The 15,671-nt window shown below is 70.3% G+C and carries 19 protein-coding genes; 12 read left to right on the plus strand and 7 right to left on the minus strand.

Annotated elements, in window-relative coordinates; all coding sequences use genetic code 11:
- Positions 1-2: 2 nt before the first annotated feature.
- The 5 genes from OG417_RS08770 (at position 3) to OG417_RS08790 (ending at position 4,496) form a co-directional block, all read left to right on the plus strand.
- A complete protein-coding gene (locus OG417_RS08770) occupies positions 3-920 on the plus strand; it encodes an aldo/keto reductase (RefSeq protein ID WP_329252361.1) in 918 nt (305 codons plus the stop codon).
- Positions 917-1,717 (plus strand): amidohydrolase family protein, encoded by an 801-nt coding sequence (locus OG417_RS08775; protein ID WP_329252364.1) that lies wholly within the window; start codon positions 917-919, stop codon positions 1,715-1,717. The genes OG417_RS08770 and OG417_RS08775 overlap by 4 nt, the downstream gene beginning before the upstream one ends.
- 4 nt (positions 1,718-1,721) lie before the next feature.
- Positions 1,722-2,423, plus strand: a complete 702-nt coding sequence (locus OG417_RS08780) for a (Fe-S)-binding protein (RefSeq protein WP_329252367.1) — start codon at positions 1,722-1,724, stop codon at positions 2,421-2,423.
- A gap of 64 nt (positions 2,424-2,487) precedes the next feature.
- Positions 2,488-3,885, plus strand: coding sequence for a lactate utilization protein B (locus tag OG417_RS08785; RefSeq protein WP_442875666.1), 1,398 nt, complete (start codon positions 2,488-2,490; stop codon positions 3,883-3,885).
- Positions 3,882-4,496 (plus strand): LutC/YkgG family protein, encoded by a 615-nt coding sequence (locus OG417_RS08790; RefSeq protein WP_329252370.1) that lies wholly within the window; start codon positions 3,882-3,884, stop codon positions 4,494-4,496. The genes OG417_RS08785 and OG417_RS08790 overlap by 4 nt, the downstream gene beginning before the upstream one ends.
- Before the next feature lie 289 nt (positions 4,497-4,785).
- Here the strand turns inward: OG417_RS08790 and OG417_RS08795 are convergent, their stop codons facing one another.
- The 3 genes from OG417_RS08795 to OG417_RS08805 all read right to left on the minus strand — a co-directional run bounded on the left by OG417_RS08795 (position 4,786) and on the right by OG417_RS08805 (position 6,387).
- Positions 4,786-5,457, minus strand: a complete 672-nt coding sequence (locus tag OG417_RS08795) for a DUF6082 family protein (RefSeq protein ID WP_329252373.1) — start codon at positions 5,455-5,457, stop codon at positions 4,786-4,788.
- Between the two features lie 87 nt (positions 5,458-5,544).
- Positions 5,545-6,147: a DUF6879 family protein gene (locus tag OG417_RS08800; protein WP_329252375.1), complete on the minus strand. Its 603-nt coding sequence runs from the start codon at positions 6,145-6,147 to the stop codon at positions 5,545-5,547.
- Positions 6,148-6,387, minus strand: a complete 240-nt coding sequence (locus tag OG417_RS08805) for a hypothetical protein (RefSeq protein ID WP_329252378.1) — start codon at positions 6,385-6,387, stop codon at positions 6,148-6,150. It lies immediately after the preceding gene.
- Between the two features lie 458 nt (positions 6,388-6,845).
- On the opposite strand from OG417_RS08805, the gene OG417_RS08810 reads away from it, so the two are divergent.
- Genes OG417_RS08810 through OG417_RS08820 form a run of 3 tightly spaced genes read left to right on the plus strand, consistent with a single transcriptional unit; the run spans position 6,846 to position 8,377 of the window.
- Positions 6,846-7,169, plus strand: a complete 324-nt coding sequence (locus OG417_RS08810; RefSeq protein WP_329252380.1) for a helix-turn-helix domain-containing protein — start codon at positions 6,846-6,848, stop codon at positions 7,167-7,169.
- On the plus strand, positions 7,124-7,825 hold the full coding sequence (locus OG417_RS08815; RefSeq protein ID WP_329262199.1) for a DUF5753 domain-containing protein: 702 nt from the start codon (positions 7,124-7,126) through the stop codon (positions 7,823-7,825). The genes OG417_RS08810 and OG417_RS08815 overlap by 46 nt, the downstream gene beginning before the upstream one ends.
- Positions 7,826-8,377: a hypothetical protein gene (locus OG417_RS08820; protein WP_329252383.1), complete on the plus strand. Its 552-nt coding sequence runs from the start codon at positions 7,826-7,828 to the stop codon at positions 8,375-8,377.
- Here the strand turns inward: OG417_RS08820 and OG417_RS08825 are convergent.
- Positions 8,370-9,608: a hypothetical protein gene (locus OG417_RS08825; protein WP_329252386.1), complete on the minus strand. Its 1,239-nt coding sequence runs from the start codon at positions 9,606-9,608 to the stop codon at positions 8,370-8,372. The two genes, OG417_RS08820 and OG417_RS08825, sit on opposite strands and share 8 nt — an antisense overlap.
- Positions 9,609-9,663: 55 nt before the next feature.
- The gene (locus tag OG417_RS08830; protein WP_329252389.1) at positions 9,664-10,920 is read right to left on the minus strand and encodes a TIGR02679 family protein; all 1,257 of its coding nucleotides are present in this window, start codon (positions 10,918-10,920) and stop codon (positions 9,664-9,666) included.
- A gap of 169 nt (positions 10,921-11,089) precedes the next feature.
- Between OG417_RS08830 and OG417_RS08835 the strand changes: the two genes are divergently transcribed.
- Both OG417_RS08835 and OG417_RS08840 read left to right on the plus strand, forming a co-directional pair.
- The gene (locus tag OG417_RS08835) at positions 11,090-11,545 is read left to right on the plus strand and encodes a GNAT family N-acetyltransferase (protein ID WP_329252392.1); all 456 of its coding nucleotides are present in this window, start codon (positions 11,090-11,092) and stop codon (positions 11,543-11,545) included.
- Entirely contained in the window at positions 11,542-11,898 is a 357-nt protein-coding gene (locus OG417_RS08840) for a nucleotide pyrophosphohydrolase (RefSeq protein ID WP_329252395.1), read from the plus strand. Before OG417_RS08835 ends, OG417_RS08840 begins: the two co-directional genes overlap by 4 nt.
- 49 nt (positions 11,899-11,947) lie before the next feature.
- Here the strand turns inward: OG417_RS08840 and OG417_RS08845 are convergent, their stop codons facing one another.
- Positions 11,948-12,547 (minus strand): helix-turn-helix domain-containing protein, encoded by a 600-nt coding sequence (locus tag OG417_RS08845; RefSeq protein WP_329252398.1) that lies wholly within the window; start codon positions 12,545-12,547, stop codon positions 11,948-11,950.
- Between the two features lie 93 nt (positions 12,548-12,640).
- On the opposite strand from OG417_RS08845, the gene OG417_RS08850 reads away from it, so the two are divergent.
- Together OG417_RS08850 and OG417_RS08855 are read left to right on the plus strand one after the other, a co-directional pair.
- Positions 12,641-13,624, plus strand: coding sequence for an NAD(P)/FAD-dependent oxidoreductase (locus OG417_RS08850; protein ID WP_329252401.1), 984 nt, complete (start codon positions 12,641-12,643; stop codon positions 13,622-13,624).
- Positions 13,621-14,814, plus strand: a complete 1,194-nt coding sequence (locus OG417_RS08855) for a Cmx/CmrA family chloramphenicol efflux MFS transporter (RefSeq protein WP_329252404.1) — start codon at positions 13,621-13,623, stop codon at positions 14,812-14,814. The genes OG417_RS08850 and OG417_RS08855 overlap by 4 nt, the downstream gene beginning before the upstream one ends.
- 193 nt (positions 14,815-15,007) lie before the next feature.
- On the opposite strand, the gene OG417_RS08860 is transcribed toward OG417_RS08855, so the two are convergent.
- A complete protein-coding gene (locus OG417_RS08860) occupies positions 15,008-15,670 on the minus strand; it encodes a hypothetical protein (RefSeq protein WP_329252406.1) in 663 nt (220 codons plus the stop codon).
- Position 15,671 lies beyond the last annotated feature (1 nt).

Here is a 15,671-nt window from a genome sequence, read left to right on the forward strand (position 1 = left end):
GGATGGAACTGCGCCGACTCGGTGACACGACGGTCGAGGTCACCACGCTGGGCCTCGGCGGTGCCGGGATCGCCGGCCTGTACCAGGCGGTCTCCGACGCCGAGGCCACCGCGACCGTACGGCGGGCGTACGAGCGAGGGATCCGCTACTTCGACACCGCGCCGCACTACGGCGCCGGGCGGGGCGAGCGCCGGTTCGGCGCCGCCCTGCCCGGCGGGTGCGTGATCTCCACGAAGGTCGGGCGGCTACTCGTCCCGCTGGGTTCCGGCGAGCCCCCGGAGCCGGAGGGTTTCGCCGACCCGCCGCCGCTGCGCCGCATTTGGGACTGGAGCGCCGAGGGCGTCCGGCGTTCGCTGCACGAGTCGCTGGAGCGTCTCGGGGCCGACCACGTGGACATCGTCTTCCTGCACGACCCCGACGACCACGAGGACGAGGTGTACGCCTCGGCGTACCCGGCGCTGGCCGCGCTCCGCGAGGAGGGCGTCGTCCGCGCCATCGGGGCGGGCATGAACCAGTCCGCGATGCTGACCCGGTTCGTCGAACGCCTCGACCTCGACGTCGTCCTGTGCGCCGGCCGCTACACGCTTCTGGACCGGTCGGCGCTGGAGGACCTGCTGCCGGCCTGCGAGCGCCGCGGCACGTCGGTCGTCGTCGGCGGCGTCTACAACACCGGGCTGCTCGCGGGCGGCACCCGGTACGACTACCGGCCGGCCCCGCCCGGGCTGCGGGCGCGGGTGACCCGGCTGGAGGAGATCTGCGCCGCGTACGGGGTGCCGCTGCGCGCCGCCGCCCTGCGGTTCCCGCTGCGGCATCCGGCGGTGGCCTCCGTGCTGGCCGGCTGCCGGTCCGCCGCCGAGGTCGACGACAACGCCGACCTGCTCGAACTCGACATCCCCGACACCCTCTGGGACGAGCTTTGATTCACGTTGACGCGCACCACCATCTGTGGGACACGGCCGTACGGGACTACTCCTGGATGGACGGGCCGTGGGCCGACCCGATCCGGGGCCGCTTCGACCTCGCCCGCTACGCCGAGGCCGTCCCGGCACGCGAGAGCGTCGTCGTGCAGGCGGTGATGGACGAGGCGGAGACCCGGGAGCTCCTCGCCGCGCCCGTGGCGGGTGTCGTCGGCTGGACCGACCTCACGGCGCCGGACGTGGCCGAGCGCCTCGCGGACCTGAAGGCCGCCGGGCCGCTCGTCGGCATCCGGCATCTCGCACAGGACGAGCCGGACCCCGGGTGGCTGACCCGCCCGTCCGTGGTACGCGGCGTCGCGGCCGTCGGCGCCGCCGGACTCGTCTACGACCTGCTGGTCAAGCCGCCGCAGGCGGCCGCGGCCCTCGACCTGGCGCGCCGGCTGCCCGAAGTGTCCTTCGTCCTCGACCACGCCGGCAAACCGGACATCGCGCATGGCATGTGGGAGCCGTGGGCCGGCTGGATCACCGACATGGCGGCCCTGCCCAACGTCACCGTCAAACTGTCGGGCCTGGTCACCGAGGCGGCACCGGACTGGAAACCGGCCGACATCCTGCCGTACGCGCGTCACGTGCTGGCGGCGTTCGGCGCGAGCCGGACGATGTACGGCTCGGACTGGCCGGTGTGCACACTGGCGGCCACGCCCGCCCAGGTGACCGCCCTGGTCGAAGAGGTGGTCGCGGACGACGAGGCGTTCGAGGTGATGGGCGGAACCGCTCGCCGGGTCTACGGACTAAGTTGACCTTATGCGCGTCGCGCTCTTTCTCACCTGCGTCAACGACACGCTCTTCCCCGAGACGGGCAAGGCGGTCGTCCGGCTGCTGGAGCGGCTCGGCTGCGAGGTCGACTTCCCGCCCGGCCAGACGTGCTGCGGCCAGATGCACTTCAACACCGGCTACCGGGACGACGCGCGGCCGATGGCCCGGCGCTTCGTCTCGACGTTCGGCGGTTACGAGGCCGTCATCGTGCCGTCCGGCTCGTGCGCGGCGATGGTCCGCGAGTGGTACCCTACCCTCGGCGTCGCACCGCCCGGCGGGGTTTACGAGCTGACGGAGTTCATCGTCGACGTCCTCGGTGTGACCGACGTCGGGGCGTACTTCCCGCACACCGTCACCTACCACCCGACCTGCCACTCGCTGCGCTCGCTGAAGGTCGGGTCGCGCCCGCTGGACCTGCTGTCCTCGGTGCGCGGGCTGACGCTCCTCCCGCTCGGCGGGGCGGAGGAGTGCTGTGGCTTCGGCGGCACGTTCTCGCTGAAGAACCCCGCGGTCTCGGCCGCGATGTGCTCCGACAAGGTGCGCGGAGTGCTCGACACCGGCGCCGAGGTGCTCTGCGCCGCGGACAACTCCTGCCTGATGCACATCGGCGGCGCCCTGTCGCGGCAGCGCACAGGCGTCCGGGTGATGCATCTCGCGGAGATCCTCGCCAGCACCGAGGAGGGCTCATGACCGAGCGGAGCGAAGGAATCGAAGACGCGCCCCGGTGGTCACCCTCCCCGACGAAGGAGGCCTCATGACCGCTTTCGTGGGGATGCCCGCGTTCCCGGAGGCGTCTTCGTCGGCCGTGTCGGACGCGCAGCTGCGGTACAACCTGCGCAAGGCCACCCACACGATCCGCGCCAAGCGGGCCGCCGTCGTCGGCGAGCAGCCCGACTGGGCCGCCCTGCGCGCGGCGGGCGCCGCGATCAAGGACCGTACGCTCCGGCACCTGGACGTCTATTTGGAGCGGCTGGAGGCCGCGGTGACGGCGGCGGGCGGCACCGTGCACTGGGCCGCCGACGCCGCCGAGGCCAACCGGATCGTCACGGACCTGGTGAAGGCCACCGGCGAGACCGAGGTCGTGAAGGTCAAGTCGATGGCCACCCAGGAGATCGGCCTGAACGAGGCGCTGGAGGCCGCGGGCATCCGGGCGTACGAGACCGATCTCGCGGAGCTGATCGTGCAGCTCGGCGACGACCTGCCCTCCCACATCCTCGTCCCGGCCATCCACCGCAACCGCGCGGAGATCCGCGAGATCTTCGCCTCGAAGATGGCCTCGTGGGGACGGCCGGCGCCCGCCGGCCTGGCGGACGACCCGCGCGCGCTCGCCGAGGCGGCGCGCCTGCACCTGCGCGAACGCTTCCTGTCCGCTCGTGTGGGCATCTCCGGGGCCAACTTCGCCGTCGCCGAGACCGGCACGCTCGTGGTGCTGGAGTCGGAGGGGAACGGGCGGATGTGCCTCACGCTCCCCGAGACGCTGATCTCCGTGGTCGGCATCGAGAAGATCGTGCCGACGTGGCGGGACCTCGAGGTGTTCATGCAGCTGCTGCCGCGCTCGTCCACCGGCGAGCGGATGAACCCCTACACCTCGATGTGGACCGGCGCCACCGAGGGCCAGACCTTCCACCTCGTCCTCCTCGACAACGGGCGCACGTCGGTGCTGGCCGACGAGGTGGGGCGGCAGGCGCTGCGGTGCATCCGGTGTTCGGCGTGCCTCAACGTCTGCCCGGTGTACGAGCGCGCGGGCGGCCACGCGTACGGCTCGGTCTACCCCGGCCCGATCGGCGCGATCCTGACGCCGCAGCTCCGTGGCCTGGCGAGTCCCCTGGAGGAGTCGCTGCCGTACGCCTCGACGCTGTGCGGCGCCTGCTACGAGGTGTGCCCGGTGGCGATCAACATCCCGGAGGTGCTGCTCGACCTGCGCTCCAAGGTGGTCGCGCACGGGCACGTCGGGCAGCGGATGGCGATGGGCGCGGCGCGGCGGGTGCTGAACTCCCCGCGGTGGCTGTCGGTGACGCAGCGCTCGGCGGGCCGCCTGCGCCGCTGGACGCCGCGCCGCCTTCCCGGGCCGCTGTCGGCCTGGTCCGACACACGGGACGTCCCCCGGCCGCCGAAAGAATCGTTCCGTCAATGGTGGGCGGCGAACCGATGAGCTCCCGAGACCGCATCCTGGCCCGCGTACGGTCGGCCCTGTCGGATGTCCCGCGCGAGGAGAACCCGGATGACGTGCCGGTGCCGCGCGAGTACGAGCGCTCAAGGTCCGGCGTCGACGTGGTCGAGCTGCTGGTGGACCGGCTGACCGACTACCGGGCGCAGGTGCGCGAGGTGCCGGACGTGGCGGAGGCCGTGGTGGAGGCACTGACCCGCCGCGACGCGCGACGGCTGGCGGTACCGGCGGGCGTGCCGGACGCGTGGCTGGGCTCCGTCGAGGCGATCCGCGACGACCCGCCGCTGCCGAACGTCGAGCTGAACGGCTTGGACGGCGTGCTGACCGGCTGCGCGGTGGCGATCGCCGAGACCGGCACCATCGTCCTGGACGCCGGCCCCGACCAGGGCCGCCGCGCGCTGACCCTGGTGCCGGACTACCACCTGTGCGTGGTCCGGCGCGACCAGATCGTCCGCACGGTCCCGGAGGCGGTCGAACGCCTCGACCCGTCCCGCCCGCTGACCTGGATCAGCGGCCCGTCGGCGACCAGCGACATCGAACTGAACCGCGTCGAGGGCGTTCACGGCCCCCGAACCCTGGAAGTCCTGATCGTCTGACGCTCAAGTGCGGCGAGGCTCGCCGCGGTTCAGCGAACGTGCTGCTGCGGGCTCAGCCGGGGGATGTCGTGGTGGCTGTCAGGCTCTGGCCCGGAACACGAGCGCCCGCACGGCCGAAAGCGAGTTTGCCGGGATGGTCGACCGGCCGCACATCGGTTAAGCCGACGGATGGCTTCCGCCACGTCGTTTCCCGTGTAGACCACTCGGTCGTCGAGCGGCAGAGTCACCCAGTAGACGTCGGGCTGGTGCTGCCATCTTCGCGGCAGACCTGGCTCGCCGGCCGGATACCTCATCTTTCTGCACGCCAGTGGCTCAGTGCACTCGCCAAGGCGTGCATCAAACCTCTCGGTGGTGGCGGGCCGGCGTCGGCGAAGGCTCTATCGACTTCGGCGGTGAAGAAGTCCTCAGCCTCGTCGCCTCCGGTGATGGCGCCTCGCGCGGCTCGGGCTTTCGCCCAGAAGGCGTACATGTCGCGGCTCGCCATCAGATGCCGAAGCGCACCACGCAACTCGGCCAGTTCTATCGTGTGCGCTTCGTAGGCGACCTTCTGGAGGTTGAGGATCAGGTTGCAGTAGTGATCCTTCTTGGTCTCGGCGACACCTGGTGCGATGGGCGGCCAGACCTCACGCAGCTCGCGGTCACTGATGGCCATCTTGATGAGGTCGGTATGCAGTTGTCGCAGCGCGACCTCGCTGTTCCGCTGTTGCTCTTCCCTGGTGATGGCCAGTTCCTCCCGCTGGTTCTGGAGGTCGCGAGCTTGGAGGAAGAGCGTCAGGGCGATGCCGATGAACGCTACGCCTGAGAAGAAGACACCGACAGGTTCCAGTGCCTGGCCGATCTGGGACCACCGATTCAACGTCGCATCGTCCAGACGCAGGAGCATGAGGATGGGCACGGCCACACTGGCCGCCACCAGGGCCAGGCCGACCACCAGGGCGGTGGCGATGACTGCGGGTCTCATCCCCCGGCGCCTCACCGCTCGACCATAACAGCGGCGCGGGCACAACCGCCCTGAGCGTCGGATGAGGACGAGCGCTGGCCGCCTCTGCTACGACTGTTCGGTCCGTGCTTGGCGCAGATACTGCTGGAGCGGGACCGCCCCCTCGCGAAGCGCCAAGATCATCTCTTCCAGGCGAGCGAGGACATGCGGTTCGTGGGTGAGCCAACCGCCGCTCTGCCGTCCGACCTCTCCGGTGCCATAGTCGTGGATGAGGGCTGTACGCCGGTCGAACAGGAGAACATCGAAATATTCGTCGCTCGGCAGGCGAAGTGCCGGATCACAGCGAACGACCTCGATGTTCTCGCCCATCTCGGCGCGGATACCGTAGCTCAGCAACTCGTACCGCAGGTAGGGATTCAAGGGCTCTTGGACGAGGCGTATGCGCGCATAGTCCAGATGCCGTTTGTCGACATCCTCATACAGCGGCCGGTCGGCCTCCGCTTCACGCCGCAGCAGCTCACAGGCAGTTTCGATGTCGCCGTGCTCGTAAACCTCCTGTGACTCACAGGCCTGTGCCTCGCGGTACGCCTGCCAGCATTCGAGCTTCAGGAAGCGTGACTCCGTCTGCGACCATGCACGCGAGAACGCGGTGCTGAATTCCTGGAGGTCGAGCCGAGTGCTGCCCGATAGCGCCCATGTCGGCGGAAGCATCTAGTCTTCCGGGATGTCGTTCTTGGCGGCTGTGAGGGTGTTGCGGGGAACTCTCACCACCCGCTCGTTCGGAGCACAGCGTGCACCGAACGAATCAAGATCGCTGATCTGATCGGTGATGTCCACGCCGATCACTGCGAAAGCGCCGTCATCCAGCTCCACGATGTCAGGGGAACCGCTGACACCTGTGGTGTTGCCAAGCTCGGCCGGAGTCTTGCCAATGCGGCGAACGGCTTTCATTCGGCGCTCCTCGATTGCGTCGCTGAGGTATCCCCAGCGTATCATCCCATTGTTTTGGACTAAGAAAATGCGCATATCGGCTATATCGCTGCACCTCGCCGGTTGCCTGTTGAGGGACGGTGTCGCCAGAACGACGGTCACTGAGCCTCTCCGCGGCGTCCATCTAGCAGATCGCGTCCGCGCCGCACGAACCGGCGCCTGCGGAGCGCATTAACCAAAGCTTAGCCGGCAGGGCACCTCAAGATTCTCTGTATACCGAATTCTTCGGGCCACCGTCGTCTGCCAAATTCGCACGGGCGAGCTTTGAACGTTCGGATCGCATACGTGCGATAGTCGAAGAACGGAGACATGGCCGTGCACCAGCTGAACAGTTCATCGGATGGTCAGTGATGACCAGTCCATTCGTACGCCGGCGGCGGCTCGCCGTAGAGCTCCGTACGCTGCGCGAGGAGGCCGGCATGACCACGGATCGGCTGGCGAAGCTGATCCATCAGTCACGCATGAAGATCAGCCGCCTGGAGAACGCCCGCATCCGCCCGGACCTCGCCGAAGTGATGAAGATCCTCGACATCCTCGGCGCGAAAGGCGACCGCTGGCACGACATCGTCCGCATCGCCCGCGACGCCGCCGAAAAAGGCTGGTGGGACGCCTACGGCGATGCCATGGGCCCCGCCAACGCCTCTACGCCGACCTGGAATCCGGCGCCGAGACCATTCGCGAGTACAACCAGACAGGTATCCCTGCTGTCCTCCAAATCCCTGACTTCGTCTGGGCATTGGTAGAGCTGGATCGGAGCGAAAGGCCAATAACCTACAGTCCAGAACGCATGGCTGAGGCTCGCCTGCGACGGCAACGAGCGATGCTGCGACCGGACGGGCCAACGTACGAGGTCATCCTTGAGGAGTTCGTAGTACGTCGGTTGAATGTGCCCGTCTCGGTGATGGGGCACCAGCTGCGGCACCTGGCTGACATCGTCGCGGGACAGCCCAATGTGACACTGCGTGTACTTCCCTACAACGCACGGCTTGTCGGTGGGCTGTTGCCCAAGTCTTCCTTTGCCCTGTACACCTTCGCAGACCCCGCTATGGCGGTAGCCGAAACCATCAACTCCGATCTCGTCTATACCGACCCGAGCGAGACACAGCGCTATGAAGGGCATTACAGTCGCCTTCGACTGGCTTCGTTGCCCGCCGCTGACAGCAAGCTGATCCGGTCCAAGACGAAGTTTTGGCAGATGATCGGCCTGGGCACCCGGTTGCGGCCGGATCTGTTCGGTCCCGGTCAGGACAAGAAGCAGTTCCTCGTCTTCGACCTCGCCCGGAACGTCGAGTTCTTCGACTCCGACATCCCCGAGGCAGACGGCAGAGTCCAGCCCTCGCTGGGGGAGCGTCTGTTCGCCCAACGCGCCGAGCTGCTCTACACCCTCCACCAGCTCTAAGTGCGCCAGCACCTGCGTGAGGTCGACATGTACCTCGACGCCGACTGGTGGAGGCAGATCACCGCCGAGAAGCGGGACGAGCTGAAGGAGAAGCTGGCCGGTCTGCCGAGTGCGTACAAGGATGAGGAGAACAGCGAGGAGGCCAAGCGGTTCGACCTGCTGGCGCTCCGCCTCCAGCTCGGCTTGCTGGTGGGCGATCCCGGCTACGACGCCCTCCGGCAGCAGGTGCAGCGCATCGCCGAGGACCTGCTGGACCCGACGACGCTCAACGACCCGGTCGTCAGCCGGCACGCCGGCTTCATCACCGAGGTATCCGGTGACGACTGGTGGCAGGACGTCACGCTGCCGATGCTGGAGCACATGCGGCGGGTGATGCGCGGTCTGGTCCGGCTCATCCCCGTCAAGCGCCGCGGCGTCGTCTACACCGACTTCGAGGACGAACTGGGCGAGCCCACTCCTGCCGAGCTCAAGGGCATCGTCGTGGGAACGAACCGCAGCAGGTTCGAGCGCAAGGTCCGTAACTACCTGCGCCATATCCGGGGGGTCAACTGACCTGCAATGCGCGGAACTCGTCGGCCCAGGTGCGGTTCTCTCCCACGCGGCCGTTCTGGCCTTTCTGAACCGTGTACGGGCAAAGGAGGCTGTTGAGGAGCCAGGGCGTCGACTTGGGGCCGAAGTTCTGCACCATGGCGGAGCCCTGGGTCATGCCGTAGGCGGCCACCGCGAGACGTCCCGTCGCGCGGAATCTCTTGACCTGGTCGCGTAGGAAATTCTTGTTCGCCGCGAACCACGGACACGCCAACAGGAAGTCGTCCCATTTCTGCTGCGGGAACGGAGAATCGATGGACTGCCTGATGACCTGCCATACCGGCGTTCCCGGTCGCATGCTGTAGCGCTGGGCGAACCCGGCCGGTACCGCGTCGCTCAGGTGCTTCTTCCAGAACAGCACCAGGGAGAACTCGGTGGCAAGAAAGCGCTGGTCGGAGCGCATGCGAGGGAGAATGTAGTCGAGGTAGGCCCGGTCGGCGTGAGGAGCGGGCAGGTGGGGATGGATGTCGACGCCGTCGATGGCCGCAGTGCTGCGCACGAACCTCATCCAGCGCTCGGTCGCGGGCGTACGCCACGCGGGCAGGTCGAGATGGTTGAGCGCCCCCATGTAGATCCGGGTCCTGGACTTCGCGCCGTAATGCTTGTTCCGATAGTCGATGACGTGCCGGGCGAGCGCCTCGTAGAAGGCGTTGAGCCGGCCGTGGTCCTCGGCGCGGGTTTCAATGAACGGTTCATTGCCGACGGCCAGGATGTCGACCTTGTTCATAACGGCCGGAAGCAGCTTGTCCAGGCGCTGGAACTCGACGTCCATGGCAGAGCCGCCGGGCGACGGGAGAGGCCGGTGATTGTAGGGGAATTTCAGTGAGAGCACGGTGCCGTAGCCGTGTTCACCGGCCGTCAGAAGATTCCGGATCGACGGCTGGCTCGCCGGGTCACTCCGATCGGCCCGGGGCATCGGGAAGAAACCCCGCAGCCATTTCGCCGACACGTCCTGCAACTCGGCGAGGTTCACGCGGTCGAGAGCCCCGTTGACGTTGCCCGCGAGGACGCCGCGCGGGCTCGGCGCACCCGACGGCGGGCCGGAGGAGCTCGGTGCGGAGGCATGGCCATCCCCCTGGGAGGTGCATCCCGCCGCCGCCAGACCGGCGGCCCCGGCCAGACTGAGCAGCCGGCGTCGCGAGAGCCGCTGGAACCTGTCATGCCCATCCGTCGGAACAGCGGAATTCTCCGTCAAGGCTCCCTTTCCCTCCTGGTGACGCGAAAGCAGGCGGCTCGGCCGACACCCCACGTTAGTGGTCAGACGACCGCAGGTCGGAGAGCAAGGCGGGGAGCAGCCACTCCTCGCGGGCGGCGCGGCGTTCGCGGGTCATCGCGTCCGCCAGGCGGGGGTCCCAGGGAGTCGTCGTCCGGCTGCCCTTGAGGGGCTCCCTGCGGCCGGCCGCCAGGGCGTCGGCGTAGTCCCCGGCGCCCATCCGCCACGGCACCGCGGCGTACCGCTCCGTCGCGGCGGCGGTCATGCGCACGCCCGGCCAGTCGAAGTCGTTCCGCCAGTGGATCCGGGCGCCCGCCGCGGCCCTGAGCAGCCGGTCGCAGGCCGCGGACAACCGGCCCTCCGTGCAGACCAAGGCACCGGCGGCGCCCAGCTCCGCCGCCGCCCGTACCACCACCGGGCTCTCGCAGACGAAGATCTGCGGGTCGCGCGGTGTCACCGGGGCGGCCATCAGCTGCTGCAGGGTCAGCCGGAACGGCATGCCCGCCGCCGCGGCGTCGTCCAGCCAGCGGGCGACGGTGTGCTCCTCCCGTGCCCGCAGGCCGAGGACGAGCACCTGGCTCGTCAGGTCGTCGGGGACCACGCCGGCGTCACGCCAGATCCGGCGTTCGTCCTCACGGCCGGCCGGCGGCGGTGCGCCCTGCCAGAGCACGAGAGCGCGCATCACCAGGCTCGCCAGCGGCGTGCCGGACAGCGCGGTGGCGTCACCGGTCGCCCACTCGGCGAGCACCGGCAGCGGTATGTCGCGCGCGGGCAGCCGGTCGAGCACCGCCGCCGCCCAGCCGGGCAGGTCGCCGCGCCCCTGCCGTACCAGCCGCCCGACCGTGCCGTCGCGGGTCAGCGCGCCGAGCCAGCCGGTGAACCAGCCCTCGTCGGCGTACCGGCAGCGCAGGGCCGCCGTCAGCGCCGACCGTACGTCCTCGGGCCGGCCGGGACCGTCCAGCCACGCGAGCGCCCGGCACAGCCCCGCGCCGTACGCTCCGCGCAGTGCCGCGTCGAGCTCGCGCAGCGAGACGACAGGACGCCGGGAGGACTCACGCCGCCCGGTGACCCGGGTGACCACGCGCGACTCCTCATCGGAGGGATAGGCCAGCGAGACCGAGCCGGTCACCTCACCGCCGGTCTTGCCGAGCCTGCGGCGTGCCGCTGCGAGCAGCCGCCGCCACTCGTCGCCGCGCAGCTCGTCCAGGCCGGGGGCCGGCCGGCGACGCGACGGAGCCTCCTCGCCCGGTTCCGTGCCGCCGGCTGCGGCCGCGTCCCGAGCCTCGTCGTTCACGCCGCGTCCGTACCCAGGGTGCGCGCCCGCCAGTCGCCGCTTCCGTGGCACCATCGGAATCCGGACCCGGGAGGCGACCATCGCGGCACGACCTGAGATCCGGCCCCTGGCACCCGCCGCGGCCGGTGACGACGCCACAGTCACCACGCTCACCGACCTGGTCAACGAGGTGTACGCGGAGTCGGAGAAGGGCCTGTGGGCCGACGACGCCGTCCGGACGACCACGCGCGAGCTCGCCGGGCTCGTACGCGCCGGTGAGATCGCCGTCGCGCGCCTCGACGGCCGGATCGCCGGGTGCGTCCGCGTGCACCGGATCGACGCCGGGACGAGCGAGTTCGGTCTGCTCGCCGCCGATCCGCGCCATCGCGGCGTCGGCGTCGGACGGGAGCTCGTACGCTTCGCCGAGCTCCGCGCCCGGGAGCAGGGGGACGGCCGGATGCGGCTGGAGCTCCTCATGCCGCGGGAGCGGTCGCACCCGGCGAAGGAGTTCCTCGCGGCCTGGTACGACCGTCTCGGCTACGCGGTCGTCGGCACGGGCACGATGGAGGACTCCCACCCGCACCTCGCGCCCCTGCTCGCCACCCCCTGCGACGTCCTGATCTACGAGAAGGACCTGCGCGCATGACGCCGATCGAGGGCCTCGCCGCCCGCCTGCGGGAGTTCGCGGCGGCGCGCGACTGGGAGCCGTTCCACACGCCGAAGAACCTCGCCATGGCCCTGGCGGGGGAGACGGGCGAGCTGCTGGCGGAGTTCCAGTGGCTGACCCCGGAGGAGTCGGCCACGGTGATGACCGACCCGGAGGCCGGCGCACGCGTACGCGCGGAGCTGGGCGACGTGATGACCTATCTGGTCCGCCTGGCCGACGCCCTGGACGTCGACCTCGTCGAGGCCGCCCACGCCAAACTCGACGAGAGCGAACGCCGCTACGACCCACGGACCTACCGCGGCACGGCCCGCAAGGCCCCGCCGCTGCCCTGACCCTGGCCGCCAGGGTCGCCGCTGAAGAACCTCAGAGACGCCGCCCGGATCAGGACGCCGGTTCCTGCCGGGGGCGTGGTCTGGCGCGGATGTGCATGCGTTCTCCTTGGCGGCCGAACAGGTTGAGGACCTCCACGGGAGACTCGCCGGTCGGGCCGAACCAGTGGGGCAGGCGGGTGTCGAACTCGGCGGCCTCTCCCGGCCCCAGGGTCAGGTCGTGGTCGGCCACGATGAGCCGCAGGTGCCCGGACAGCACATAGAGCCACTCATAGCCCTCATGGGTGCACGGTTCGGGCCGGTTCTGCTCGGCCGGGATGATCGACTTCCAGGCTTGCAGGGGGCCCGGGTGCGGGGTCAGCGGGATCACCGTACGGCCGTTGCGGACGCGGGGCTTTGCGCGGATCCGGGGATCCCCGACCTCGGGCGCGCCGACCAGTTCGTCCAGGGGCACCTGATGTGCCTGCGCGATGGGCAGCAGGAGCTCCAGGCTGGGGCGGCGTTGGCCCGTCTCCAGCCTGGAAAGCGTGCTCTTGGAGATGCCGGTGGCCTCGGCCAGCGCCGACAGGCTCACGCCGCGTTCGGTGCGGATGCGCTTGAGGCGGGCGCCGACCTGGGCCAGCGTGGTGGCGATCGGGGATTGCTCGTCCATACCGCTCATTTCACCTCCCGCGTCCCAGGTTCGGCAACGAAAGTTGCCGGTCCGCCGCCGGCGCTCACACCATCGGGCGCGGAGGTGATCGCCGTGATCAAGGCGACGGACTTCCCGGACGGCAGCGCACCGCGCCCTGCCGATGACGGGGTCTTCGACGTGGTGGTGGTCGGCGCCGGAGCGGCCGGGCTGAACGCCGCCCTGCTTCTGGGCCGGGCCCGCCGCAAGGTGGTGGTGCTCGATGCCGGCGAGCCGCGCAACGCGCCCGCCGCGCACATGTACGGCTTCCTGTCCCGCGACGGATCGTCCCCCGCGGCACTGCTCGAACTCGGCCGCGCGGAGATCGCCCGGTACGGCGTCCAGATCATCCGGGGGCGGGTGGAGCGGATCGACCGTGATCTTGACGTCCGCATGGTCGGCGGGCCGGTGCTCAAGGCCCGCCGCGTCCTGGTCGCGACGGGGCTGCGCGACGAACTACCCGACATCCCCGGCGTGCGGGAACGGTGGGGCAGGGATCTCCTGCACTGCCCCTACTGTCACGCCTACGAGGTCCGTGACCGGCCGCTCGCCGTTCTCGGCACCCACCCGGGCGCGGTACATCAGGCCCTGCTCCTGCGCGCGTGGAGCGACGACGTCGTCTTCCTCCCGCACACGCTCGAGCCGACGGCGCAGGACCGGGACCGGCTGGAGGCGCGCGGCCTGCGCATCGTCGAGGGAAGGGTCAAGCGGCTTGTCATCGAGGATGACCAGCTGAGAGGGATCGAGCTCACCGACGGCCGCGCCGTCCCTCGCGCCGCCGCCTTCCTCTTCCCCCGCGTGGTCCCGCGCGACGAGCTGCTGACCGGCCTGGGGTGCGCCAAGGACGACAACGGCTGGGTCGCCACCGACCGCACCGGTCGCACCAGCGTCGCCGGCGTCTGGGCCGCCGGCAACGTCATCGACCCCCGCGCCCAGGTCATCACCGCCGCCGGTATGGGGTCCGCCGCCGCCTTCGCGATCAACACCGACCTGCTGGACGAGGACGTCGACCACGCCGTCGAACAGCGCCGCGCCACGGTGGCGGGTGATCGCCGGTGAGCGTCGACACCGCACAGCGGCGGGTTCCGGTCTCTCGCGGGAGGCTGCCGCTGGGCGTCTACCTCCTCGCGTTCAGCCTGTTCGCCATGGGGAGCGCGGAGTTCCTGCTGGCCGGGGTCCTGCCGGAGATCGCCGACGATCTGCAGATCAGCTTGTCCTCCGCCGGGGCGCTGATCTCGACCTTCGCCGTCGGTGTCGTGGTCGGCGGGCCTCCCTTCGCCATCGTGACGCTGCGCTGGCCGCGACGCACCACGCTGGTGACCACGCAGGTCATCTTCGCCGGCGCGGTGACGATCGGCCTGCTGACCGACAGCTACGCGGTGCTCCTGGCGACCCGCTTCGTCTGCGGCCTCGCCTATGCGGGGTACTGGGCGGTCGCAGCGGTCACCGCGGTCGGCCTCGTCGCGTCCGACCGCACCGCACGCGCCTCAGGAGTCGTCGTCAGCGGCCTCAGCCTCGCGATGATCGCCGGTGGCCCGGCGGGCGCACTGCTCAGTCACTTCACCGGATGGCGGGGCGGATTCTGGGGTGTGGTCGCCCTGACCGCCGCCGGTGCCCTCTTGAGCCTGCTCGCGATGCCGGCGACGAGCACGGGCCAGGAGCCGAGCGTACGGCGCGAGCTCCGGGCCATGAGGCGACCACGATTGTGGGTGGTCTACGCCGTCACCGTCCTGAGCACCGCCGCCTACATGATCTCGTTCAACTACCTCGCGGCGTTCCTGACCGACATCACCGGTATCCCCGGCGTCTGGGTGCCCGCCGTCCTCGCGTTGTTCGGCATCGGCGCCTTCGCCGGGCTGTCCATCGGAGGCAGAATCGCCGACAGGCGGCCCTCTCAGGCGCTCCTGGCCGGGGCGCTCGGGACAGCGGCCGGCTCCGTCCTCCTCGCGATCCTGGCGCGGCACGCGTCGGCCGTCGTGCCCCTCGTTCTCCTCCTCGGGATCGCCGGGTTCGTGCTGAACCCGGCCATTTACGGGCGGGTGTTCGCCATCGCGTCCACGGCACCGACGCTCGCCGGCGCCACCACCGTCTCGGCGTTCCAGCTCGGCATCAGCCTCGTCCCGGCACTCGCCGGGGTCGCCCTGAACGCCGGCGCCGGCATCACCTCCGTGGCCTGGATCGGCGCCGCCCTGGCGGCGGGCGTCGTGCCGATCGTCCTTCTCGACCGGGCGTTCTCCCGTCGCCGATGACGGCGGACGGGCCGGGTGCGACGGGCTGAGCCGGGCATCCGGTCTGGACGCGTGCGGCGGCCTGGGGGGCCGGTACGGCGAGTTCGTGCTCGAACCGGCGGTCCCCCAGGTCCGATCGCGGCGTCCGCGCTAGGAGGTGCCGCTGCGGCCGTCGGAACGGCATGCCCGGAGTCCCTGGACGGGGACGGGCCGGTTACTCCTCGTCCAGGGAGCCGTCCCACGCCCAGGCCAGGGCCCGCGGCAGGCCCCAGTGGCCCAGCGGTGTCAGGCGCCGGTGTTCGTCGAGCGCGCCGAGGGCCTCCCAGATCGGCACCATCAGCCCGAAGGCGAACTCGATCGGCTCGCGGTCGTCCGGTTCGTAGGAGCCCTCGATCTCCGGGCACTTGTCGGCCAGGTCGAACAGGTCCTCCGGCCAGGCGCGTGTGCCCACGCCCGCTCGGGTCAGGCCGATGACCGCGCCCGCCCAGTCGGCGTGCTGGAGGGCCATCAGCGAGCTCTCCTCGTGGCTGCCCAGCCCCGATTCGCCGTGCATCGACACGAGCGCGCCGGCGGCCTGGGTCCAGAGGGTCTCGTCGTCGGCCGGGAGCCGGCGGCCCCAGTCGGCGGCCGCGGCGAGGTGGCGGTACGGCCAGTCGGTCAGGCGGTCGCGGACGCGCTGGGACGCCGTGGCCAGTGCCTCCTGCGGAGCGGACGCCCCGGCCACGCCGGGGAGCGCCTCACGGAGGAGTTCGACCGCGGTGCGGTCGGCCTCCTGCCACTCCTGCAGGAACTCATCGGCGTCGAAGCCTTCGAGGTCGTCGTAGCCGTCCAGATCGTCGGCCGCCGGCGGTGTGACGTTTCGATCAGAGTCACTCACG

It is taken from the genome of Actinoallomurus sp. NBC_01490, from assembly GCF_036227085.1.
In the GTDB taxonomy this organism is placed as follows: Bacteria; Actinomycetota; Actinomycetes; order Streptosporangiales; family Streptosporangiaceae; genus Actinoallomurus; species Actinoallomurus oryzae.

Coding starts and splice junctions, on each gene's coding strand:
- OG417_RS08770 (WP_329252361.1), top strand. CDS start 3: ATGGAACTGCGCCGACTCGGTGACACGACGGTCGAGGTCACCACGCTG.
- OG417_RS08780 (WP_329252367.1), top strand. CDS start 1,722: ATGCGCGTCGCGCTCTTTCTCACCTGCGTCAACGACACGCTCTTCCCC.
- OG417_RS08785 (WP_442875666.1), top strand. CDS start 2,488: ATGACCGCTTTCGTGGGGATGCCCGCGTTCCCGGAGGCGTCTTCGTCG.
- OG417_RS08790 (WP_329252370.1), top strand. CDS start 3,882: ATGAGCTCCCGAGACCGCATCCTGGCCCGCGTACGGTCGGCCCTGTCG.
- OG417_RS08795 (WP_329252373.1), bottom strand. CDS start 5,457: ATGAGACCCGCAGTCATCGCCACCGCCCTGGTGGTCGGCCTGGCCCTG.
- OG417_RS08800 (WP_329252375.1), bottom strand. CDS start 6,147: ATGCTTCCGCCGACATGGGCGCTATCGGGCAGCACTCGGCTCGACCTC.
- OG417_RS08805 (WP_329252378.1), bottom strand. CDS start 6,387: ATGAAAGCCGTTCGCCGCATTGGCAAGACTCCGGCCGAGCTTGGCAAC.
- OG417_RS08810 (WP_329252380.1), top strand. CDS start 6,846: ATGACCACGGATCGGCTGGCGAAGCTGATCCATCAGTCACGCATGAAG.
- OG417_RS08840 (WP_329252395.1), top strand. CDS start 11,542: ATGACGCCGATCGAGGGCCTCGCCGCCCGCCTGCGGGAGTTCGCGGCG.
- OG417_RS08845 (WP_329252398.1), bottom strand. CDS start 12,547: ATGGACGAGCAATCCCCGATCGCCACCACGCTGGCCCAGGTCGGCGCC.